This is a genomic window from Chlamydia sp. 17-3921 (assembly GCF_902705545.1).
Classification (GTDB): domain Bacteria; phylum Chlamydiota; class Chlamydiia; order Chlamydiales; family Chlamydiaceae; genus Chlamydia.
Genome location: NZ_CACSHH010000012.1, coordinates 1 through 22,492, shown reverse-complemented (window position 1 = coordinate 22,492; position 22,492 = coordinate 1). Strand labels below are relative to the sequence as shown.

Sequence of the window (22,492 nt, the reverse complement as noted above, 5' to 3'; positions counted from 1 at the left end):
ATTCTCAAGTCAGCAAATTATACATACATTGAGGGATGGCTAAAAGATAATTTCATATAAACTACAAATTCTTTTCGTTATTAAAAGCCTATAAGATGATCTTGCAGAATATACGATATTGCGCTTTAATTTGGCTAGGCATCATCACTCAATAACCTATACGACACTATTAAAATGATGTTTCTCATTAAAAAAATTTTCTCTCAGTGTCTACTGTTTAGATTGGCAAAAGGTGCATATGTTTCACAAACTCTATACTCTTCTAATCCAACTCTCTGACGATCTTGCAATATCTGATGCGATTCAAGATCATTCTTCTTTTCAGGAAATGTTTCCTGTAGGAAACATGAAAATAGAGATTATAAAAATGCTTCTCTCTTTAACTTTTTTACTTGTAGTTTTTGGGATTGGTGCATGGACATTTAAAAAATTTGTTAAATCTCGAGGTCAGGGCTGTTCTTATTCTTCAATCATAAAAATTCTTGATAAGCGGTCTTTAACTCCCAAAACTAACATTTACCTAATTCAAGTTGCTAATAAAATTCTTGTAATTGCAGAAAATTCTGAAAAAACCACTTTACTTTCAGAATTCCCTCCAGGCACGAATATTAATGAGTTAATTCAAAATGATGAGAAGAAAATTTCTTCTATAACCTCAGAATTTCTAAATAAAGCTATCCAGAAACTTCAGAAAAAATCTCAAATAAAACAGTAATAGATTTTTAGCTTTATTCCTTAGAAGTTTACAATATCCAAGACGGACAAGTGGAGAGTTTCAATATGACAACATGGGAGCTAAATCAAAATAATCTTACAAAATTTCTGAGAGACTCAAATCTAGAGCCACTTTTTGAAAAGTCTAGTAGTTTGACTTATATTAACATCTTGGTCAATGATCACGAACTCCCTGTCTTCTTCGTTATCCGAAGTGAAGGCGAAGTTCTCCAACTTGTTTGCTATTTTCCCTATCAGCTTTCTGAAACTCATAAAGAAGCAACTGCAAGACTCCTTCATCTTTTAAACCGCGATATTGATATTCCAGGATTTGGTATGGATGAGGAGCAGGGGTTAATTTTCTATAGATTAGTAATTCCCTGCTTAAACAAGGAAATGAGCGGCCCCCTATTGCGAATCTATATAGATACAATAAAAATTGTTTGTGATAGCTTTGTTCACGCTATAGGGCTGATTTCTACTGGAAATCTGAATCTTGATGAAATGAAACGTCTTGCTCGCGAAAAAGCTGCAGAAAGTTAAAAAGGTTTTAATTATGTCTGCTTTGATTTTTTATGATACAGAAACTACAGGAACTCAAATAGACAAAGACCGTGTCATAGAAATCGCTGCTTATAATAGCTCTACAAGAGAATCTTTCGTAACTTATGTGAATCCAGAAATACCTGTACCAGAGGAAGCATCAAAAATTCACGGTATTACAACATCAATGGTAACTTCTGCGCCAACTTTTCCTGAAGCTTTTAGAAAATTTAAAGAATTTTGTGGTGATTCAAGTATTCTCGTTGCCCACAATAATGATGGTTTCGACTTTCCCCTACTAGGGAAAGAATGCCGTAGGCACTCTTTAGAACCTCTATCTTTGCGTTCTATAGATTCTTTGAAATGGGCAAAAAAATATCGACCAGACCTTCCTAAACATAATCTTCAATATCTACGCCAAGTTTATGGTTTTGCAGAAAATCAAGCTCATAGAGCTTTGGACGACGTGATAATACTGTACAAAGTATTTACAGTATTAGTTGGAGACTTGCAGCCAGAACAAATCCTATCTCTTTTAGAGGAAAGTTGTCACCCTAAGATATTTAGAATGCCTTTTGGAAAATATAAAGGAAAAGCTCTTACAGAAATCCCTAACTCTTATTTAGCATGGCTCGAAAATCAAGGAGCTCTCGATAAACCTGAAAATAAAGATATAAAAGCCGCAATTGCTTTGCTGAACCAACCTGTATGATACTTACTGCCGCTTTTTCTCCCTGTCCTAACGATATTTTTCTTTTTCGATCGTTTTTATTAAATAATCTCGAGGATTTTCCGATACTTCATCAAATTACAATCACTGATATACAAACTTTGAATCAGCTCGCTTTAGAACGACGTTTCTCTCTTATTAAAATATCAGCATCTCTCTTTCCTTTTGTGGCTGATTATTACAATTTGATGGATGTTGGAAATACCTTAGGCTATGGTTGTGGTCCCATACTTCTTGCTAAAGATTCTGAAGCGCCTTTACTAACCATAGCAACTCCTGGAGAAGCAACAACAGCCCATTTGCTTTGTAAGTTTTACTATCCAAAAGCAAAACTTATTCCTATGGCTTATGATCAAATCTTAGCTTCTATAATATCTAATGAAGTGTGTGGAGGGGTCCTTATTCATGAGGAGCGCTTCAACTATGATTCCCAATTATTCTTACGAGCAGATTTTGGACAACTTTGGCAACAAAAAACTGTATTTCCCCTTCCATTAGGCTGTATCGCTATTTCAAAAGAAATTCCAGAATCTCTAGTAAATAATTTAACTACAGCTCTTCGAAAATCTCTTCTCTGTTCATTAAAAGACCCAACAACAGCGACATTAAAAGCACTAGAATATTCAAAAAACAAGGATATTCAAGTTATCCGTCAGTTCATCACAACTTATGTAAACAAGGAAACATTTCATCTTTCTAAAACTGGGAAAAAAGCTTTAAAAATGCTGTGGCAGTACAATGTCGGTTCTTACCAAAGAGAAACTTAAACTGTTTTGTTTCATAGCAGATTTCTGTGAAGCAAAAGCTCTTTTACAAAATTTCTATTTTAAAAAACAGGAGGGAAATAACTTATACCAATATGAATCAAAACAATTCCTCTTGGATGTTTGTATTCTTAATTCTTGGGGAGAGGCTGCTGTAATGTGTGCTTTACAAAACTATCCTCAAGCTTTAACAAGTTATGATCTTTGGTTAAATATTGGTTTTGCTGGAGCCTGTAACCCTTCCATACCACTTCAAAAATGTTTTCTCATAAAGAGCTTGAGAAAATCTTCTTCAACAGATCCAAAGTGTTTAACACAAGATCCCGCACTTATCTTAAATACAATCGGAACAACATTACCCAGTAATACATTAGTTACCGCAGAGGCTCCTTATACCTTAGGTTTCCATAATACATTTCAACTAATAGACATGGAAGGTTACATGATTGCGTCTCTAGCGAAGCAATATCAACAACCATTATCCATGTTAAAAATAATCTCAGATTATACCATCCCAAGACGAGATGATTTCATAAAAAAACAGAGCCCTCAATTAGCTACGAAACTTGCAGAAACTTTTATGACTCATCTATTTGAAATAGTAGCGGTAACGCATTGCCCTATGATTTTAGAACAGACTGCTCTGTAGAGTGCAATATAACCTCTTCGGAATCCGTAGAAGAATCATTTCCCCAATTACGAACTCTTGATAATTCCCACATTTTAAAAAATGCTGGACAAGTTTGATAGAGTTCTTCTCTTGTTCCTTCGGCAATTTTTTCTCCGTTTTCAAGATAAAGAATTCTGTCGACATATTCTAAAGTCGATAACTTATGAGCAATAATAATCTGCGTATAGCGACCTTTAAGTTCTCCTATAATTTCTTTGATGTAGTTTTCACTAATAGCATCGAGAGATGAAGTTGCTTCATCTAAAATCAATATAGAAGATTTTTTTAATAGAGCTCGAGCTATTGTAAGACGTTGTTGTTGGCCTCCAGAAAGATTTTTTCCAGATTCTTCGAGTAAACTGTGCACACCTTGGGGAAGCTTTTCAACAAATTCATAAGCGTGAGCTTGGCGTAAAGCTTCATATACCTCTTCTTCAGAAACATCACGACCACAGGTTAAATTATTCCAGACGGTATCATAGAAAAGAAACGGGGATTGTAAAACACAAGCCATCTGGTCTCTTAACGAAGTCTTGCTATAGCTTGTTATGGGTTTGGAGTCTATTAAGATTTGACCACCCTGAGTTTCATAAAGACGAGGAAGCAGTTTTGTTAATGTAGTTTTACCAGACCCTGTAGGACCAACAATACCAATAGCCTCTCCTCGTGATAAAGTGAAGCTTAAATTTTTTATTACACATTGATCTTTGTAATAACCAAAAGAAACGTTTCTAAATTCTAGAGAAGTTTTCAGTTCAAAAAAATCTTGAGTATTTTCAGTTTCAGATTGAAGATCTGGATGATCAAACACTTCATAAAACCGTTCTGCAGAAGCGCATCCCTTCATGATGTTAGTGTTTTCGTCTCCAAATTTCTTTATAGGATCATAAATAAGATAAAGAAGCCCACAAAAAACAATTAACTCCTCAGCAGGAATTGCAAACTGATACATTCCAACAATGATAACAAAGGCAAAAAATAGCGATGCTATAGAATGAAGAAGAGGACGTGGAAGCAAACCATAAGCAGCACTTTTTTCTTCAAGAGCTGAAATTTGATTGTTATGCTCGCAATATTTTTTAAAGGAAAAATTTTCAGTATTAAAAATCTTAACTGTAACAATTCCAGAAAGAAAATCTAGAAGAACCGAAGAGAAACTATCCTGACGTTTTTGAATACGTTTTGCTAACATTTTGATTTTTCTGGCAATAATTACGATCGGTAAAATAAAAATCGGAAAAGCAATACAAATAAGTAAAGAAAATTTCCAAGAAATAGATAAACAAACTACAAGTGCTAATATCAATGTGATTGGAGCTTGAATATAATTCAACATTAGGGAATTTACAGCTTGCGCTATGCATATAGAATCGCTAATTACACGATTACTCAAATTTCCCATGTCATGAGAATGAAAAAAAGTCATAGGAAGGCGTTGTAATGCCTTGAAGTAATCTTGACGTAAATCTCTACTCACACGAATAGATACAACTTGAGCAAGGAAACGTTGAAAAAATAACGTTATGGCTTTAAAAATTGCGACTATAAAAAGAAAAAGGGCAAGCCCTCGAAAGCTTGTTAAATCTATATGTTGAGAAACAAATCGGGAAAGTTTGCTAGTAAGGGACGCAGCTCTATTTCCATATTTATTAATGTAAGCATTTGCTTGAGCTGTCGTCATTTTCTCTGAAGAATCAGAAATAGCGGACCAGTTTTCTAAAACATCTTTCTGACTTAATTCCGAGACTCTAACGAGTTTCCCAGATTCACGACGTCCAAATAAGACAAAGGCATCAGGACCAGCCTTAGCAATAAATCCTAGAGAAAAAATCTCTGCTTGAGAGGAAATTGCTAATCCTAGAATAGCTAATAAAGAACATGCCAGAATGGTTAAGTGCTTTTTATGCCTCAGGACTGCTTTCAGAAGAAGTTTCATAGAGACCTATAGTTCGAAATTTCTGATAGCGTTTTTCTAACAATTCCTCTACGGATAAATTTTTTAATCGCAACCATTCCTGAATAATGAAGTTTTGAACATGAAGATATACCGTTGCTGGATCATGGTGGGCGCCACCAATAGGTTCTTTAATCACCGTATCTACAATAGCAAACTGCTTAAGATCTTCTCCATGCATTTTTAACATAGCTGCTGCTTCGCAATTTTTCTTAGGATCCTTCCAGAGAATAGAAGCACAACCTTCTGGGGAAATCACAGAATAATAAGAGTGTTCCAACATTGCTATGGAATCTCCTATAGCCATTCCTAAAGCACCTCCGGAGCAACCTTCACCAATAATAATAACTATAATAGGTGCTGCTAGCCTTGCAAGCTCAAAAAGATTCTGAGCAATAGCCCATCCCTGTCCACGTTCTTCTGCCGTCAACCCAGGATAAGCTCCTGGAGTATCTATTAAAAAAACTAAAGGGAATCCAAATTTTTGAGCAAGTTTTCCTAAACGCAGGGCTTTACGAAAACCTTCGGGACAAAGCATTCCAAAATTTCTATGAACACGAGATGAGGTATCACACCCTTTTTCTTGACCGACAAGGACAAAGCGTTGACCTTGAATCTTTGCTAATCCCCCAACAACTGCTGGATCATCACGAAATGTTCTATCACCTCGAAGTTCAACAAACTCCTCGCACATTCCTTCAATATAATTCACTGTTCGAGGACGAGAAGGATGGCGACAAATTTGGACTCTTTCCCACGGGGTCAAATCTGAATAAATTTTTTCTTTTAATTTATCTAATCGTCGTTCCAATTTCTGAATCTCTGAGGAGGATAACAAAGAATTTTTTTTATTTTTTTCTTTGAATTCAGCTATGGTTCGTTCGTATTCAACCACCTGTTTTTCGTGGGGAAGCAATTCCATAGGCTAATGCCCTCCTCTTAAAAAAAGGACTATTTTAATACAAATAATTCTTAAAAACAATTACAGATCTTATGTGTAAAAGAAATCAATCTCTATAATTAATATTCTTTTTCAAAAACAAGAAGAATTTCGTCGTCTCTATAGGGAATATTAATAAGGAAATTACTACCCCAAAACCGATCTTTCCCTTGTAAAGAAAAAATTTCCATACAAGGAGCTGCAGAAAAGACTCTCATAGATCCTTGATCACCCATAATAATAATATCATTTGTAGGGCCTTTATAAGAATCTAGGGAGCTCGAACGCAACCGAGGACCATTAACAACCTGACAATGTTTTCCATTACAAAATATGGAAAAGGTGGTTACTTGAGAAGGCTCTTGAAGAAAAGATCGGATTTGACACTGTTTTTCTGAAAAATTAATTTGATAACGAACTTTAATCCCTAAATAAGCATCTTGCAGAAAAGAAAATCTCGTCAAACGAGAACAAGGAACTGCGGTTGAGCTTAAAAAAGAAAACTCTATAGAAGACTCTCTTTCAAAATAAGAAAATTCTTTAGCTACACCACACAAGCCAAATCCCTGACAATCGCTGATATCTCCATAGCAAGGGCCATAAGCTACAATGCCAACATCTCCCCAAAGATACGATCCTATGCTACTCTTACATCCAGATGCAGAGACATAAGCTGAAGAGGAACAGTTTCGACTCATCCAAAATCCTATACCAAGATCTTTAAAAGAGCATTCAGAAAGCACTTGTTGATCTAATCGGTAGAGGAAAGACTTACTTAAAGTTGTCTTTTCCTGAAATGAGCGGGAATTTTCTTGACTCCAAAGAGAAGGAAAAACTGAACCCTCGTGATTAAAAACAGCTTGTTGAAAATCGGCCATTTTTCTAGCACAAGAAAGACTTTCATCATAAAATTCTGAAATTTGTAACAGCAGTAATCCAAGTTCAGAATGCTCTGCCGAATAAGGTAGCCCACCCCAAGGGAAACCACCATGAGAAAAAATCTTTACTGCGCCAGAAAGCTCTTGGCGCAACTTAAGGAAACTAAAACCAAGATCTTCCCCTTCTTCAAGAGCCATCAAAAGGTAAACAGCACGAGCAATATCATGAGCTTTAAGCAAAGGATGATAACGGAAAGACTTTAAGACGAATTGCCTTATATTTTTATCTTGACATGCACAAATAAAAAGCTTTAGCTGCAAGTCAAAGTTGGGACTAGGGAGAGCCTTGTTGTATTCTTGCAACTTAAGCTGTGGTCCCATTACTATTCACATTTTACCAGAAAGCATGCCTACAATAATAACAAAAAACTTTAGAGTCAAGCCTCCAAGCATACCTAGAGGCTATCCCTAAAGACTCTATAACAAGAGGTCGGCGTGGCGCTAAATTAGGATTATTTATTAGGAGTTTCAATCAAACGTTTCATTCTTTTTCCTGGAGTAAACTTTACAGCTTTTCTTGCAGGAATATGAATAGGCACAGCAGCATTCTTAGGATTACGACCAACTTTGGGCTTTCTTTCTACAACTTGCAGAACACCAAAATCTCTAAATTCTAACCGATCGCCTTTAACCAAAGCGTCAGTCATTTTATCTAAAAAATTTTGGATTACAGTACGAACATGATTAGGATGGATCTTATGATCCTGGGAAATCGTACTGATCAGTTTCTTTTTTGTCATGGTAGCCATTAGATGTTGCCTCCTATTAAAGTGCCCTAAAGGAATTTGAATAGCCCTAAATAATAAACTTTTGAAGTATAAGCTCATCATATCTATTCATCCATTGGATTCAAGATATTTTTTAAAAAAACACGCAATCGCAATAAAGTTATCGGAGGAATTTGGGAAGCTGCCTATTAAAAAATAAGAGCTTTTTCACTCTAGTGCCAAGAATTAATAAAAAAAGAAAACCACAAACCTAGTGTATCAAGTACAGCAATACGTGACTTCTTTAATTTAAGCTGTTACTATTGCCACTCTTGGGTCCTCGTAGCTCAGCAGGATAGAGCGGTTGCCTCCTAAGCAGCAGGCCATGCGTTCAAGTCGCATCGAGGACGTCTTTTATTGTAATTAAGATTTCGAAGAAGTTTTACGAATCTTTATTGAATCTGTTTTTTTTTGCTTAGAAAGAAAATTATGTATTCCCTCAGCAATTCCCTTAGCCAAATGCATTCGATAGCGCGCATCTAATAAAGACGTACGCTCTCGTGGATTTGATAAAAACCCTGTTTCCACTAAAATAGCCGGCATGGTTGTTTCTCGAATAACTGCAAAATTTCCAGTTCTTGTGCCTCGAGATTTTAATGAGCCATTTTTTTTCATAGCAGTTAAAACATCCTTTCCTAAAGTTTCTGACCTACAACTCCTGGATATAGAACTGTTTTTTCCATTATAAAAATACACTTCTGTTCCATAAGCTTCTGAATTAGAAGAATAGTTACAATGAATACTCACAAAAACATCAGCTTTTTCTTGATTTGCTAAAGCTACTCTTTTTGCTAAATCTACATAAACATCTGAAGATCGTGTTAAAACTGGTTTATAACCCATTCTCTTAAGATAACTTTGAACATAGAGAGATATAGATAACACTAAAGACTTTTCTTCGTAATGCAGCTCCTTACTCGCAGAGCCTTGATCTTTACCTCCATGCCCAGGATCTATAAAAATTACTTCACTACGACGTACTCTTTGAGGAGGATTAAGTTCTTGAGCCGAAAGAGGCAATGGTCCCCAAAAAAAAATACAAGAGATAAATAAAATAAGACGTTTAAACATAAGACGCTAGTACCTCTGAGACTATTTGCTTATCATTGAAACTAATTGTTTGATGTTTAAAAATTTGATAAGTTTCGTGACCCTTTCCTGCGATAAGGATAATATCTTCATTTGAAGCAAGAGATATGGCTTTAGAAATCGCCTGCTTTCTATCAACTTCCACACAATAATTTTTTGTTAAAAATCCTTGACAAATCTCTTTAATAATTTCTTCAGGATCCTCATTTCTAGGATTATCAGACGTCACTACAGAAAAACCAAAACGCTCAGCAACTTTTGCCATCATCCGCCGCTTAGAACGGTCTCTATCTCCGCCACAGCCAAATACGATAATTAATTTTCCTTTAGGAGAAAGTAGTTCTTGAAGAACACTCAAAACATTGCTTAAAGCATGTGGGGTATGAGCATAATCTATATACACAGGGCAATGCCCCATAAGAATAGGCTCTAACCGACCTTTGGGAAGCTGTACATTTTTAATAGCCTCTAAAAGTTCGGGCAAATTGCAGAACCCGCTTTCATGAATAGCAGCAATCGCAGCCAATGTATTGTAAACATTGTAACGTCCAATAAAAGCTGTATTACAAAAATATTTTTTTCTCTTGTGAAGAAGAGAATACCTAGTTCCTGATGAAGTAAGAAGAATCTCACAAGCTTGATAATCCGCATGTTCCTTTATCCCGTAGGTTACGTATCGAGATGAAGACATCTTACATAAACGAGTCGCGTAAAGACTATCAGCATTAATTACTGCCACTCCAGTTTGAGGAAGTATCTTAAATAGTTTTTCTTTAGCTTCTATATAATTTTTAAAAGACTTATGGAAATCTAAATGATCTAGCGAGATATTTGTAAATACTCCTACATTAAAATCAGTTTGAGCAACCCTGTCTAAAGCAAGACCAATAGAAGAAACTTCTATAGCAACAGCTTCTCGATGATTTTTCACCATCTCTGCAAAATACTTTTGTAATAAACATGCTGTGGGAGTTGTGAAATTATCATGAAAACTTTCATTACCCAAAAAATGTTCTATAGTCCCAACTAAACCAGAAGGCTTTTTACAATAATCAAGTAATACTTTTAAAAGATAAGTAACAGTTGTTTTTCCATTAGTTCCTGTAACACCAATAACATGTAGCTTTCTTGAGGGGTAACCATAAAACTTTGAAGCAAGCTCTGCTTCCAACTGTTCGACATTTGGGGTAATAATCTGAACAACAGAAAGAAAAGGATTATACAAAGAAGAAAGGATAGCAATAGCACCGTGATTTACAGCATCTGCAGCAAAATCATTTCCATCATACCGAGAACCTCGACAAGCAATAAAAATATCTCCGACACCAACGTATCGAGAATCTCGAGTAAAATTTCGCACTTCTAGAGTGGATACTTTTCCGTAAATTTTCGCAGAAATATCTTTGAGAAGTTCTTTTAAATTCATTCTTACTCTAGCAGCCTTGTACGAAAATAGTTCTTCACAGCAATGAAATACTCTCTTATTTGCTATACTGAAGATATTAAAAAATGATCATCACAATGGTAATAAAATAAAACTCAGATACGCCTTCAGCACAATCTGTTTTAGCATACTATAACCTACTTAGGTTACTCACAACATCTAAAACTATATAAAAATCATCTCTTACACTTCTATCAACAAAATAAAATCTCTTTATTGACTCTATGAATCAATGAGATTTCGAGCAATTCCACTCCTCATACAAAACTTTTAAATCTGCAACTTCCTTTCGATAATCATTTTTTTCTTTATCAGCAGAAACCCCTAAATACTTGAAAACCCGATCTCCTACACGAGAAAAAACAGGAGCAGCACACCTACCTCCCATATAATTCTTAGTTCCATCAGAACGAAAACCATACTCAGGCTCATCTATAGAAACAAGCATTACAAGAGGAGCACATTCACCAACCTGTCTTACAGGAGTTATCCCAATAAAAGAAGAAATGTGCCGTCGCTTGTCATACTTTCCTAAAACCATTTTTTCTGTAGTTCCTGTTTTTCCACCACTAGAATGGTGCTCTAATGCAGCTCGAAATCCTGTACCGCCAGGAAGCGTTGTAAACCTTATAGCACGAATAACTTCTTGAGTTACAGAAGATGATAACACTCTTTCTTTAGAAGACTTGGGAAGAATAAGCTCTTCTCCAGAAGGAGAAATGATTTTTTTTACAAGAGTAGGTCTCACAAGAAACCCTCCATTAGCGATAGCGGCATAAGCTCTTACAATTTGCAAACCAGAAACTAAAATATTGTAACCCATAGCCAAAGAATACGGGGTCGCTAAGGACCATTCTGGAACTCCATTAATATGAAAACGCTGAGGAGATGGAACTAATCCTGAAGTTTCTGCAGGAAGTTCTATCCCTGTTTTCCTACCAAATCCCAAAGCATGAAGTTTCTCTTGATACCAAAAGCTATCGAAAGAATGCATAATACGATCAGCAAGTTGCGCGACATAAACATTAGAAGACTTTTGTATTCCCATATACATGTTCATTCGACGGTTTGAAGTAAGATCTCGCAAAGGGGAATTTTGCCTTCCAGGGAACAAAGTTCTAGTAACATCTATTGGATCTTGTGGATCAAAAAGTTTTGGTAAAGCTTTTTGTTCTGCCTCTTCATTTGCTTGCAATGCTATAGCAACAGTTATCGGCTTCATAATCGACCCTGGCTCAAAAGCATCACTTACAGAAGAAACTTTCGTATGTTCTATGTACTCTTTATTATTGAAAAACTTTTTATAATCTGCAGGATCAAAAAAAGGATATTGAGCTAAAGCAAGAATTTCTCCTGTCTGAGAATTCATTAAAATTAACCTTCCTCCACAGGCATTAGCTTCAACAACACCTCTTTCAAGTTCTTGTTCGGCAATAGTTTGAATCGCAGGATCGATAGTTAAATAAATATCAGAACCATCTCTAGGGATCTTTACAACCCTATCAAGATCTAAGTGATTCAAAGGAGAACGAAGTAATTTACGTTCTCCAGGCTCTCCCTCAAGTAAATGATTAAAATATGCTTCCAACCCTCCTGTAGGAAATGCTCGTCCAGTTTTTTCATCTTTGACTTCTCTAAGAGTATGAAGAACTTGACCTAAAAGTTTTCCAAAAGGATAAGAACGTTGATAATCTGTTATGAAAAATAGAGCATTCGAAGGCAACTTATACTTTGTTGCGTAGCTTTTCCACCAAATAAGAATCCGATCATGAAGAGGACGATTCAACCAAAGACAGAGTTTACGATAACGAGATTTTTTATCAAAATGCGAGCGAAGATTTTCATAACTCCCTTCCCCAACAAAACTCCAAATTTTCTGAGCGATGATATCTCGATGAGATTCAGGGATAACAACAGCGTCTAAACACAAATGAAACTTCGTGATATCAATAGCAAAGGGCTGAAGAACTTCAGTACCTCCTTTTCGCAATTGTGTATTACCAAAAAACGTCCCTCGAAGAAAAGGATCCTGCACACGAAATTCATGTTGTCCAATAGCCTCAGCTAACCAATGATCGCCTTCACAAATCTGAATTTTATAATAACGCAAAATAAGAAGGGAATAAATAGCCAGTAAGCCAAGAGATATAAATGTTAAGCGTTTACGATGATTCATAAAACATAATATGAACTCTCTCATCCTTAGGATATTCTAAATATTGATATTCAGGAAGATCTGCGATTTCCATTAGATGATCTGGTCTTTCGATTTTATTGATTAAAAAATTCAAAGCAACATTCTCTTGTTCTAACGTTCGTAAATTAGTCCAAAGACTTGGAATATCCAAACGAAGTTTCGTAATCATATTTTGTTTATTAATATAATTGTACAAAAGACAGCCAAAGCAGAAAAAACAACAAAATAATCGTAAAAAACGACTTTTATTCATAAAGGGACTTTGTACTTTTCAAAACAACGTAGTTTTGCTGAACGTGAACGAGGATTTTTCCGAATCTCTTGAAATGTTGGCATAATGACTTTCTTTGTCACGACTTTTCCAACACCAGAAACTTCTGCTTGTCTTAAAAAATTTTTTACAGGACGATCTTCTGAACTACAAAAAGAAATAATAATCAGTTTCCCTTGAGGTGCGAGCCAACGCATAGCAGACTCTAATAATATTTTCAATTGAGTGTTTTCATTGTTTACATAAACTCGTAAGGCTTGAAAAATTAACGTTAAAGAATGAATTTTTCTTCGCAAGCGATAAAAAGGGAAAACCTTGGACATTGCTTCTTTTAAATCTCGAACAGACTCTATACGTTTACGTTTACGGAAGTGAACTATAGCCTTCGCTGCCTTCTTCCACAAAGGTTCTTCTCCATAAATTCGAAAAATTTTCCCTAATTCCTCTTCTCTCAATGTATTTAAAACTTCACTTGCTGAAATTCCCTGAGTTGTATCCATACGCATGTCTAAAGGATGATCGTCTGCTTGAAAACTAAATCCTCGAGAAAAATCATTCAATTGCATAGAAGAGACCCCTAAATCGGCAAGCACTCCATCGTAAATACCATTTTCAAGAATGTTTGATAGATCTTGAAAAGAAGCATGTTTCAAATGTACACGTTCACCGAAAGGTGCTAAACGTTGCCGAGCCAAAGTTAAGGCAAAAGGATCTCGATCCGAAGCGTCATAAGAAACTATAGAAGGATAAGAAGAAAGAAAAGCGTTAGCATGACCTCCGGCACCGACTGTTACATCGCAAAAAACTCTTGGAGGATGTTCAGAGAACAAAGCCAAACACTCGTTCACTAAGACTGGGATATGGGGATAAGATTCTGTCATAAAATCTCTAAAAATCTTCGTTTTATTAAGATCAAAGAAAATATACACGATCCCAAAGAAAGACAAAAGACTTCACTAAAATGAGATACTTCTTTCTTAGAGTAAACTTCCCTATCAAGACTATTGACTTTTTCCTTAACGCTATTATGATCTAATAAGGGAATTATAGGCATTCATATGGTAGAAATTTTTAATTATAGTTCATCTGTATACGAAAAACATGCCTCCAATAATAAGCTTGTTAATGACTTCCGAAAGGAAGTTCATATGGAAAACATATCCATTCGGGATGTTGCAAAGCATGCCCAAATTCTGGATATGAATCCCAAGCCTTCAGCGTTAATTTCTCTATTACAGACGAACCATAAAACGCACTGGGCTTTTTTTGCTCCTCCTGCAAACTTTTATAAGCAACGATTTTCTACACCATATTTGACTCCTTCTCTTGGATCTCCAGACCAGCAAGATTCAGATATCGAAAAAATTTCAGCATACTTGAAGGTTCTCACACGAGGAAAATTTTCTTATCGTAGTCAAGTGACTCCCTTCTTTTCTCATAGAGATCAAAAAGAGGACCATAACCGTGATGAAGAAGATCTATTTGAAGAGGACGACGAAGACAAACGAATTTTAGAAGGAAAGGTTTTGCTCAAAGTGCTAGACCTAGGAATTAAATCTTCAAATATGATGATAGATTATATTATTTCTCGTATTTTTCAATTTGTTCAAGGCTAACCTATGTTAGATAATGAATGGAAAGCTATCTTAGGATGGGGAGATCAAGAGTTAGAAGAACTCAGAATCTCTGGATATTCTTTCTTAAGACAAGGTCATTACAATAAAGCGATACTTTTTTTTGAAGCTCTTGTCATCCTAGATCCCTTAAGTATCTATGACCATCAAACTCTAGGAGGCCTCTATTTACAAATAGGAGAAAATGCTAAGGCACTAGTAGTCTTAGACCAGGCTCTTCGCATGCAAGGAGATCATCTTGCAACACTTCTTAACAAAACGAAAGCATTATTTTGTCTAAAAAGAATAGATGAAGCTGCAGCAATCGCTCTTTATTTAACTTCCTGTCCTGATGCAACAATAGCTGATGATGCAGAAGCTTTATTGATGAGTTATACCCGCAAAACTGTAAAAAAAACTCCCTCTCTCGTTTAATAAAAATTCATTCTCACCGCAATATCACAATAAGAAAATGCCAAAAATGCTTTTGTTCTTTTCAGAAAAATTGTTGATTGCTTATCAACAGCAATGCTACATTGGCAATTTCCTCCTTTAGTAAAAGTAGATCGTCTGCTGTAATAAAGGTCTTACAAACGAAAGAGAGCAACATGCTAACATGTAACGATTGTAGCACTTGGGAACAGTTTGTAAACTATGTGAAAACGCGCTGTTCAAAAACAGCTTTCGAAAACTGGATTTCCCCTATTCAAGTAGTAGAAGAAACTCAAGATAAAATTTGTTTAGAAGTACCTAATATTTTTGTACAAAATTATCTTCTCGATAATTACAAGAAAGATCTATGCTCTTTTGTTCCTCTAGATGCTCATGGAGAACCAGCTTTAGAATTTATTGTTATAGAAACTAAAAAAGTTTCTGCTTCTGTAATTTCTATAGATATTGAAGATACCATTGTAGAACCTGTAGAAGAATCTAAAGAGTTCCAACTTAAACTTAATCCTTCTTATCGTTTTGATAATTTTATTGAGGGACCTTCCAACCAATTTGTAAAGTCGGCAGCTGTGGGAATTGCAGGAAAGCCAGGACGTTCTTACAATCCTTTATTCATTCATGGAGGTGTAGGTCTAGGAAAAACTCATCTTCTTCATGCTATAGGTCATTGTGTTCGAGAACAGCACAAAAATCTAAAAGTACATTGTATTACAACAGAAGCCTTTATTAATGATCTTGTTCACCATCTGAAGTCTAAATCTGTCGATAAAATGAAAAATTTTTATCGTTCTTTAGATCTCTTGCTTGTTGATGATATTCAATTTTTACAGAATCGTCAAAATTTTGAAGAAGAGTTTTGTAATACCTTTGAAACACTCATTAATGTTAGTAAACAAATCGTTATAACTAGTGATAAACCTCCAGGGCAATTAAGGCTCTCAGAACGCATTATTGCAAGAATGGAATGGGGACTTGTTGCTCATGTAGGCATTCCAGATCTAGAGACTCGTGTAGCGATTTTACAGCATAAAGCTGAACAAAAAGGTTTAATAATTCCTAATGAAATGGCATTTTATATTGCTGATCATATTTATGGTAACGTACGTCAACTAGAAGGAGCCATTAATAAGTTAACAGCTTATTGTCGCCTTTTTGGAAAAGAAATTACAGAAAATACTATTCACGACACATTAAAGGAGCTCTTTCGTTCTCCAACTAAACGAAAGGTTTCTGTAGAGAGTATTTTAAAAAGTGTTGCTATTGTATTTCAAGTCAAACCTCAAGATCTCAAAGAAAATTCTAGAGCTAAAGAGCTAGTCTTAGCACGTCAAGTTGCTATGTATCTTGCGAAAACTTTGATCACAGATTCTTTAGTTGCTATAGGCGCTGCTTTTGGTAAGACTCACTCTACAGTACTCTATGCATGTAAAACTATAGAGCACAAGCTAGAAGAAGATGAAGTTTTAAAACAGCAAATTAATCTCTGTAAAAATCATATTGTTGGCTAACCTAAGGAGATTCTATGTTCCGAAGAACAAGTAAAAGTCCTTTTGAGGATGTTCAAACATTGTATGAAGAAGAGAATTCTCCAAGATCTAACTATCAAGCATACTCTAGATCTGAGAGATTAGAAACTCCTCCGAGCCTCTTTGATACTCCTAAAATATCGGAAGCTCGTCCACTAGCGCATTTAGAAAATGCTTCCCCACAACAAGATTCCTGGTCAACCTCAACAACAGCGGATACTTTGCTTCCTTTTTCTGAAGAACCTGAAACTACTTTAGGAGAGGGAGTCACTTTTAAAGGAGAGCTTGCTTTTGATCGTCTATTACGCATTGATGGAACTTTTGAAGGAATTTTAGTCTCTAATGGAAAAATCATCGTAGGCCCCAAGGGAGTTGTTAAAGCCGATATCCAACTTCAAGAAGCCATTATTGAAGGGGTTGTTGAAGGAAATGTCACAGTTTCAGGAAAAGTAGAACTTCGAGGTGAAGCTATGGTAAAAGGAGACATTCAAGCAACAACTTTATCTGTTGACGAGGGCGTTCGTATTCTTGGTTACTTAGCTATATCAGGAACTAAAGATAGTCTTCAGAAAGAAAAAGACTCATAAGCATGAATGGACCCGGAACATGTTTTTCTAGAGTCTGACGAATACGATATGTTAGAGGATACGCAGAAAGAAAACATAGGGATTTTTCTTTCGGTAGGTTTTTCAGTATATATTTTTTTTTCCAAAGCCACATTTTTTTGTACTGCAGACGATCCTTGCATAGTTCTACGATAATTTCCTTTGGCATATCTATATATACAATGTAATCTAAACGGCTTTCTGAAAAAGTCCAATATTGTTTTATGCTTTTAACAAAAAAATTTATAGCAACAAGTTTGCCTTCAAGTGCTTGTCTATATAAAGAAAGGACTATTTCTGATGGAGAGAACAAATAAGTCGTACGAATCTTAAAAAATGTTGAGCACGAAGAACATACTTGGACTTCTTGATATGACAAAAAACCAAAGCAACGCAAACAACGCCTCTTTCCCTACAAAATGGAGCTTACTCAAACACTGCTGACAAATAAGCTCTCCTGGGGAACGACAGCCATAACATAAGTTAGGAAAAAGTAAGTTTGAAAAAAACGATTTTAACTCCAAAACCATAGAAAATTTCTATTCCTAAAATTCTTTGCAATTTGTTACGTTGTTGAACGTGTGAAAGCCTAGTTTTTTTTCTTACGCAATGCTTAAACGATTCATAAATACCCTCTGGAAAACTTGTCAAAAAGATAAATTCCAACGTTTTACTCCTATAGTAGATGCTATTGACACATTTTGTTATGAGCCTTTACACGAAATTACTTCACCGCCGTTTATCCGTGATGCTGTAGACGTCAAACGCTGGATGATGCTTGTTGTTATTTCTCTTCTTCCTGCAATATTTTTTGCCATATGGAACTCAGGACTCCAATCCATAGTTTATGGTTCTGGAAATCCTGAGCTCATGGAAACATTTTTGCAAATTTCTGGATTTCGTAGTTATCTTTCCTTTACTTTTTGTAATGTGAAAGCCCTTCCTATTTTATGGGCTGGCTGTAAAATTTTCCTTCCTCTTTTGATGATTAGCTATGGCGTCGGAGGATTCTGTGAAACTATCTTTGCTGTTGTTCGTAAACACAAAATTGCAGAAGGACTACTCGTTACAGGAATTCTTTATCCTTTAACACTACCACCAACAATCCCTTATTGGATGGCTGCTTTAGGCATTGCTTTTGGTGTAGTTATAGGTAAAGAGCTTTTCGGTGGAACAGGTATGAATATTTTAAATCCAGCCTTATCTGCTCGAGTATTTCTTTTCTTCACTTTCCCAGCAAAAATGAGTGGAGACGCTTGGGTCGGAAGTAATCCAATAAAGATTAAAGAAAGCCTTCTAAATATGAATTCTATGTTGGGAAAAACTTTTGTTGATGGTTTTTCGCAATCAACGTGTCTACAAACTCTTAATTCCACATTACCTGTAGTAAAGCGCGTTCATGCAGACGCTATTGCAGCAAATATTTTACAAATTCCAGATGTTCCTTGTCACGATGTTCTTCAAACTCAATTTTCTTTGTGGGCAGAGTCACATCCTGGAACTATTTTAGCAAATCTTACTTTCTCCCAACTTCAAGACTTTGTCACAAGCCCTATTAGCGAGGGAGGTTTAGGATTATTACCTACTCAATTTGATTCTGCATATGCGATTTCAGATGTAATTTATGGTATTGGTAAATTTTCTACAGGGAATCTTTTCTGGGGAAATATCATTGGTTCCTTAGGAGAAACCTCGACTTTTGCCTGTTTACTAGGTGCTATTTTCCTCATTGTGACAGGAATTGCTTCTTGGAGAACCATGGTTGCTTTAGGTGTTGGAGCTTTCCTTACTGCTTGGTTATTTAAAGTTATCAGCATTCTTATAGTCGGTAGTCATGGAGCCTGGGCTCCTGCACGTTTTTTCATTCCAGCATACCGACATTTGCTTCTTGGGGGGTTAGCATTTGGTTTAACTTTCATGGCAACAGATCCGGTGACCTCCCCAGCAATGAAGCTTAGTAAGTGGATTTATGGATTATTTATAGGTTTCATGACTATTGTAATTCGATTAATCAACCCAGCTTATCCTGAAGGAGTTATGCTCGCTATTCTTTTAGGAAATGTCTTTGCTCCTCTTTTTGATTATTTCTCTGTCAGAAAGTACAGAAAAAGGAGAATATAAATGTCTGAGGAATCTTCTCACTTTCTTGACAACCGCAAAAATCAAATATGGTATGTCATTACCTTTGTTTTAGGCTTAAGCCTATTTGCTAGTCTTCTACTATCTATTATTTATACCCTGCTTTCTCCTCTTCAAGAACAAGCTAAAACCTTCGATCGTAATAAACAGTTACTAATTGCAGCTCACATCTTGGATTTCGAAGGAAGATTTCAGCTTTACGAAAATGAAACTTGGGAAACAGCAATTTATGATAAAGATTCTCATCTTCTTAAAAAAAACCCGGGCAAGGCCTCAATAGCTTCAGGGATTGCCGTAGAATCCTATGTTCAGTACTTTGTACGTCCTCTTTTAGCAAATCGAAAAGGAGAGATTTTTTCTTTTGAAGATCTGAATTTTAACTCAGAAAAATTTCTAGAAAAGCTTCAAGAAGCTCCTGCACATCATCAAAAATTTCTTTTATTTTACGCTATTTTAAATAATACAGAACAAGCTGCAACAAAAACGAATTCCGAGATAGCAAAAGCTCCAGAAGAAATTAAAGCTCTGGTAATCCCCATTTCAGGATTTGGCCTTTGGGGGCCAATTGAAGGTTATCTTGGTATAGCTAATGATGGTAATACAGTACTAGGGACTACTTGGTATGAGCAAGGAGAAACTCCGGGATTAGGAGCAAATATTGCCAATCCTGAATGGCAAAAACAGTTCTATGGGAAAAAAGTATTTTTACAAACGAATTCAGAAACAATAAGTCTTTCTCAAGTTCCTTTAGGACTTGAGGTAATTAAAGGTTCTGTAAAATCTGAATTTGGGAATTCTCCCAAGTCTCTTTCTACAATTGATGGGATTTCGGGGGCAACTTTAACATGTAATGGGGTTACAGAAGCCTACATTCAATCTTTAGCCCCCTACCGATCTTTATTGATCTACTTTTCTAATCTCAAGGCCTCGGGTAAAAAATGACAGTAAAAAGGTCTTACAAAAGTTTTTTCTTTGATCCTCTATGGCATAGCAACCAAATTCTTGTAGCAATCCTTGGAATTTGCTCAGCATTAGCAGTAACAACGACCGTTAGCACTGCAATTACTATGGGTTTAGCTGTAAGCATTGTAACAGGAAGCTCTTCATTTTTTGTTTCTCTGCTACGCAAAGCTACACCTGATAGCGTGAGAATGATTACCCAACTTATCATTATTAGTTTATTTGTTATCGTTATAGATCAGTTTCTAAAAGCATTTTTATTTAACATTTCTAAAACTTTATCAGTCTTCGTTGGTTTAATCATTACAAACTGTATTGTTATGGGACGAGCAGAAAGTCTTGCTAGGCACTCTCCTCCAATTCCAGCATTTTTAGATGGTTTTTCTGCAGGATTAGGTTATGGCTGGGTTTTGGTATTTATAAGCATTATTAGAGAACTTTTTGGATCTGGGACCCTTCTGGGCTACCGTATTATCCCTTTGTGTTTGTATGCTTCTAATGCCAATCCTGATGGTTACCAAAATTTAAGTCTTATGGTCCTAGCTCCCTCAGCTTTTTTCTTATTAGGAATAATGATCTGGATTGTAAATATTTTGAGTTCCAAGAAAACAAAGAGGTAACACCATGTGGTTAGGACAGTATACTTGGCTCAATGTTTTTGGTATTTTATTGCAAGCAGCCTTCATCCAAAACATTCTTCTTTCAAACTTTCTTGGAATGTGTAGCTATCTTGCCTGCTCTTCTAAAGTTTCAACCGCAAATGGCTTAGGAATGTCTGTAGCCTTAGTTCTTACTGTTACAGGAAGTTTAAACTGGGTTATTCATCAATTTCTTACACGACCCCAAGCTCTGACTTGGATTTCTCCATCACTTTTTTCTTCTATAAATTTAGGATTCCTAGAACTCATTATTTTCATTGTTGTCATTGCCGCATTTACACAAATCTTAGAACTTTTTTTAGAGAAGGTTTCTAGAGAGCTCTATCTTTCTTTAGGGATATTTCTTCCTTTAATAGCTGTAAATTGTGCCATTCTTGGAGGAGTCTTGTTTGGAATCACAAGAAATTATCCATTTATTCCTATGGTAATTTTCTCTTTAGGAGCAGGCTGTGGCTGGTGGCTAGCAATAGTACTTCTAGCAACTATTAAAGAAAAGCTAGCCTACTCAGATATTCCGAAAAATCTTCAAGGAATAGGAATATCTTTCATTACAACAGGACTTATGGCTATGGCCTTTATGAGCCTTACAGGAATTGATATTGCACAGCCTTCTGCTAAAAAAACACCATTTTTTGAAGATAATGAGCAAACAGAAGCTGCTTCTCTAAAAGAAAAGAAGTCTACAGTACAAAAAGTGAAAGCAACTAAAAGCAGAAAAAGTAAGTTAGTAACTAAGATGCCTTCGACTCAATAACAGAGGCATTTTTTACCAATGCATTGTGACGAATAACATACTCTTTTTCTAACTGTTTTCCTGAAGGCAGTTGAAATAGAGCATGGGAGATTAAAAAGATCACGGCGCTCAATAGGGCACAACAAGCTAAAAATGACGCTATGCAAAGAGCCAGATGAGATGTATTGGAAATTCCAATACAAAGAACCGTAGCCATTAGGATTGTAATCAGTGTTAATAATAGGGTCATTACTCTATAAAAAATTCTTACATGTCCAGGCAATTTTGGTTGAGGAGAGTAATCAACAGATTGTCGCAAACGTGCTAGGGTTGTTAGTGTAAATTCGGAAGGTTTTTGAAAAGTCGGTTGTGTTATCATCTTTTGTTTCCGAGCATCTTAATATTTTGAGAAGAAGTTAATAGGAAGTATCTGTAACAAGCACAAGCCCATGCTATTAAAATTAAACAGAAGCTAACAATCCAAATCAATAATTGCATAGATATGGAAGAAACTGCAAACAGTCCAGAAGTTAATAGCCCTATAACGACTGTTGAAATTATCAGTGTAATGACATGAAGTTGTTTTATCCGATGGTTATGTGTGGAAACAGAAGTTTCAATTCGGATAAATGAGTCACTTGATATGACTGAAGACATGATATTATTTTAAGCTGAGATTTTTTAATTTTGTAGAGGAATTTTAATGATTTAAGGGTTAAAAAAAAACTCCCCTTACTAAAAATTATTCTTTTGAATCAAAAAAAAATTTTTTACTTGATAATACCA

Annotated in this window: 25 protein-coding genes and 1 tRNA gene; 14 read left to right on the top strand and 12 right to left on the bottom strand. The window is 35.7% G+C overall.

Translation table 11 applies throughout. The features are described from left to right. Positions 1 to 238 precede the first annotated feature (238 nt). From JMS40_RS03120 to JMS40_RS03100, 5 genes are all read left to right on the top strand, one after another. A complete protein-coding gene (locus tag JMS40_RS03120) occupies positions 239 to 715 on the top strand; it encodes a FliO/MopB family protein (RefSeq protein ID WP_201456824.1) in 477 nt (158 codons plus the stop codon). Between the two features lie 65 nt (positions 716 to 780). Beyond that, entirely contained in the window at positions 781 to 1,257 is a 477-nt protein-coding gene (locus JMS40_RS03115; RefSeq protein ID WP_201456823.1) for a YbjN domain-containing protein, read from the top strand. Positions 1,258 to 1,270: 13 nt separating this feature from the next. Beyond that, positions 1,271 to 1,969 (top strand): putative quorum-sensing-regulated virulence factor, encoded by a 699-nt coding sequence (locus tag JMS40_RS03110; RefSeq protein WP_201456822.1) that lies wholly within the window; start codon positions 1,271 to 1,273, stop codon positions 1,967 to 1,969. Beyond that, complete coding sequence (locus JMS40_RS03105) at positions 1,966 to 2,754, top strand: 1,4-dihydroxy-6-naphthoate synthase (protein ID WP_201456821.1); 789 nt, start codon at positions 1,966 to 1,968, stop codon at positions 2,752 to 2,754. The genes JMS40_RS03110 and JMS40_RS03105 overlap by 4 nt, the downstream gene beginning before the upstream one ends. Beyond that, a complete protein-coding gene (locus JMS40_RS03100; RefSeq protein WP_201456820.1) occupies positions 2,726 to 3,400 on the top strand; it encodes a hypothetical protein in 675 nt (224 codons plus the stop codon). Before JMS40_RS03105 ends, JMS40_RS03100 begins: the two co-directional genes overlap by 29 nt. Here JMS40_RS03100 and JMS40_RS03095 read toward each other — a convergent pair. From JMS40_RS03095 to JMS40_RS03080, 4 genes are all read right to left on the bottom strand, one after another. Then, positions 3,372 to 5,357, bottom strand: coding sequence for an ABC transporter ATP-binding protein (locus JMS40_RS03095; RefSeq protein WP_201456819.1), 1,986 nt, complete (start codon positions 5,355 to 5,357; stop codon positions 3,372 to 3,374). The genes JMS40_RS03100 and JMS40_RS03095 overlap by 29 nt on opposite strands. Beyond that, entirely contained in the window at positions 5,323 to 6,297 is a 975-nt protein-coding gene (locus JMS40_RS03090; RefSeq protein WP_201456818.1) for an acetyl-CoA carboxylase carboxyltransferase subunit alpha, read from the bottom strand. Before JMS40_RS03090 ends, JMS40_RS03095 begins: the two co-directional genes overlap by 35 nt. Before the next feature lie 98 nt (positions 6,298 to 6,395). Continuing rightward, a complete protein-coding gene (locus tag JMS40_RS03085) occupies positions 6,396 to 7,574 on the bottom strand; it encodes a hypothetical protein (RefSeq protein WP_201456817.1) in 1,179 nt (392 codons plus the stop codon). Between the two features lie 131 nt (positions 7,575 to 7,705). Next, positions 7,706 to 8,002, bottom strand: coding sequence for an HU family DNA-binding protein (locus tag JMS40_RS03080; protein ID WP_201456816.1), 297 nt, complete (start codon positions 8,000 to 8,002; stop codon positions 7,706 to 7,708). 294 nt (positions 8,003 to 8,296) lie between these two features. On the opposite strand from JMS40_RS03080, the gene JMS40_RS03075 reads away from it, so the two are divergent. Further along, positions 8,297 to 8,370: transfer RNA gene (locus tag JMS40_RS03075), tRNA-Arg, on the top strand. Between the two features lie 13 nt (positions 8,371 to 8,383). Here the strand turns inward: JMS40_RS03075 and JMS40_RS03070 are convergent. From JMS40_RS03070 to rsmH, 5 genes are all read right to left on the bottom strand, one after another. Beyond that, positions 8,384 to 9,091: an N-acetylmuramoyl-L-alanine amidase gene (locus tag JMS40_RS03070; protein ID WP_201456815.1), complete on the bottom strand. Its 708-nt coding sequence runs from the start codon at positions 9,089 to 9,091 to the stop codon at positions 8,384 to 8,386. Next, positions 9,084 to 10,535 (bottom strand): UDP-N-acetylmuramoyl-L-alanyl-D-glutamate--2,6-diaminopimelate ligase, encoded by a 1,452-nt coding sequence (locus tag JMS40_RS03065; protein ID WP_201456814.1) that lies wholly within the window; start codon positions 10,533 to 10,535, stop codon positions 9,084 to 9,086. The genes JMS40_RS03070 and JMS40_RS03065 overlap by 8 nt, the downstream gene beginning before the upstream one ends. Positions 10,536 to 10,782: 247 nt before the next feature. Beyond that, on the bottom strand, positions 10,783 to 12,729 hold the full coding sequence (locus JMS40_RS03060; protein WP_201456813.1) for a penicillin-binding protein 2: 1,947 nt from the start codon (positions 12,727 to 12,729) through the stop codon (positions 10,783 to 10,785). Further along, on the bottom strand, positions 12,716 to 13,003 hold the full coding sequence (locus JMS40_RS03055; protein ID WP_201456812.1) for a hypothetical protein: 288 nt from the start codon (positions 13,001 to 13,003) through the stop codon (positions 12,716 to 12,718). The genes JMS40_RS03060 and JMS40_RS03055 overlap by 14 nt, the downstream gene beginning before the upstream one ends. Continuing rightward, positions 13,000 to 13,902: a 16S rRNA (cytosine(1402)-N(4))-methyltransferase RsmH gene (gene rsmH / locus JMS40_RS03050; RefSeq protein WP_201456811.1), complete on the bottom strand. Its 903-nt coding sequence runs from the start codon at positions 13,900 to 13,902 to the stop codon at positions 13,000 to 13,002. The genes JMS40_RS03055 and rsmH overlap by 4 nt, the downstream gene beginning before the upstream one ends. Positions 13,903 to 14,079: 177 nt before the next feature. Between rsmH and JMS40_RS03045 the strand changes: the two genes are divergently transcribed. The 4 genes from JMS40_RS03045 to JMS40_RS03030 all read left to right on the top strand — a co-directional run bounded on the left by JMS40_RS03045 (position 14,080) and on the right by JMS40_RS03030 (position 17,197). Then, entirely contained in the window at positions 14,080 to 14,637 is a 558-nt protein-coding gene (locus JMS40_RS03045) for a DUF5399 family protein (RefSeq protein WP_201456810.1), read from the top strand. 3 nt (positions 14,638 to 14,640) lie between these two features. Next, positions 14,641 to 15,069, top strand: coding sequence for a type III secretion chaperone (locus JMS40_RS03040; RefSeq protein WP_201456809.1), 429 nt, complete (start codon positions 14,641 to 14,643; stop codon positions 15,067 to 15,069). Between the two features lie 173 nt (positions 15,070 to 15,242). Next, the gene (gene dnaA / locus JMS40_RS03035; protein ID WP_201456808.1) at positions 15,243 to 16,592 is read left to right on the top strand and encodes a chromosomal replication initiator protein DnaA; all 1,350 of its coding nucleotides are present in this window, start codon (positions 15,243 to 15,245) and stop codon (positions 16,590 to 16,592) included. Positions 16,593 to 16,606: 14 nt separating this feature from the next. Further along, complete coding sequence (locus tag JMS40_RS03030) at positions 16,607 to 17,197, top strand: polymer-forming cytoskeletal protein (RefSeq protein WP_201456807.1); 591 nt, start codon at positions 16,607 to 16,609, stop codon at positions 17,195 to 17,197. Here the strand turns inward: JMS40_RS03030 and JMS40_RS03025 are convergent. Then, positions 17,163 to 17,612, bottom strand: coding sequence for a hypothetical protein (locus tag JMS40_RS03025; RefSeq protein WP_201457120.1), 450 nt, complete (start codon positions 17,610 to 17,612; stop codon positions 17,163 to 17,165). The genes JMS40_RS03030 and JMS40_RS03025 overlap by 35 nt on opposite strands. Before the next feature lie 212 nt (positions 17,613 to 17,824). On the opposite strand from JMS40_RS03025, the gene JMS40_RS03020 reads away from it, so the two are divergent. Genes JMS40_RS03020 through nqrE form a run of 4 tightly spaced genes read left to right on the top strand, consistent with a single transcriptional unit; the run spans position 17,825 to position 21,727 of the window. Next, the gene (locus tag JMS40_RS03020) at positions 17,825 to 19,336 is read left to right on the top strand and encodes a Na(+)-transporting NADH-quinone reductase subunit B (protein WP_201456805.1); all 1,512 of its coding nucleotides are present in this window, start codon (positions 17,825 to 17,827) and stop codon (positions 19,334 to 19,336) included. After that, positions 19,337 to 20,296, top strand: a complete 960-nt coding sequence (gene nqrC, locus JMS40_RS03015) for an NADH:ubiquinone reductase (Na(+)-transporting) subunit C (protein ID WP_201456804.1) — start codon at positions 19,337 to 19,339, stop codon at positions 20,294 to 20,296. After that, on the top strand, positions 20,293 to 20,934 hold the full coding sequence (nqrD, locus tag JMS40_RS03010) for an NADH:ubiquinone reductase (Na(+)-transporting) subunit D (protein ID WP_201456803.1): 642 nt from the start codon (positions 20,293 to 20,295) through the stop codon (positions 20,932 to 20,934). The genes nqrC and nqrD overlap by 4 nt, the downstream gene beginning before the upstream one ends. A 4-nt stretch (positions 20,935 to 20,938) precedes the next feature. Further along, positions 20,939 to 21,727, top strand: a complete 789-nt coding sequence (nqrE, locus tag JMS40_RS03005; protein WP_201456802.1) for an NADH:ubiquinone reductase (Na(+)-transporting) subunit E — start codon at positions 20,939 to 20,941, stop codon at positions 21,725 to 21,727. On the opposite strand, the gene JMS40_RS03000 is transcribed toward nqrE, so the two are convergent. Together JMS40_RS03000 and JMS40_RS02995 are read right to left on the bottom strand one after the other, a co-directional pair. Continuing rightward, complete coding sequence (locus JMS40_RS03000; RefSeq protein WP_201456801.1) at positions 21,705 to 22,085, bottom strand: hypothetical protein; 381 nt, start codon at positions 22,083 to 22,085, stop codon at positions 21,705 to 21,707. The genes nqrE and JMS40_RS03000 overlap by 23 nt on opposite strands. Beyond that, a complete protein-coding gene (locus JMS40_RS02995; protein WP_201456800.1) occupies positions 22,082 to 22,363 on the bottom strand; it encodes a hypothetical protein in 282 nt (93 codons plus the stop codon). The genes JMS40_RS03000 and JMS40_RS02995 overlap by 4 nt, the downstream gene beginning before the upstream one ends. Between the last annotated feature and the right edge of the window lie 129 nt (positions 22,364 to 22,492).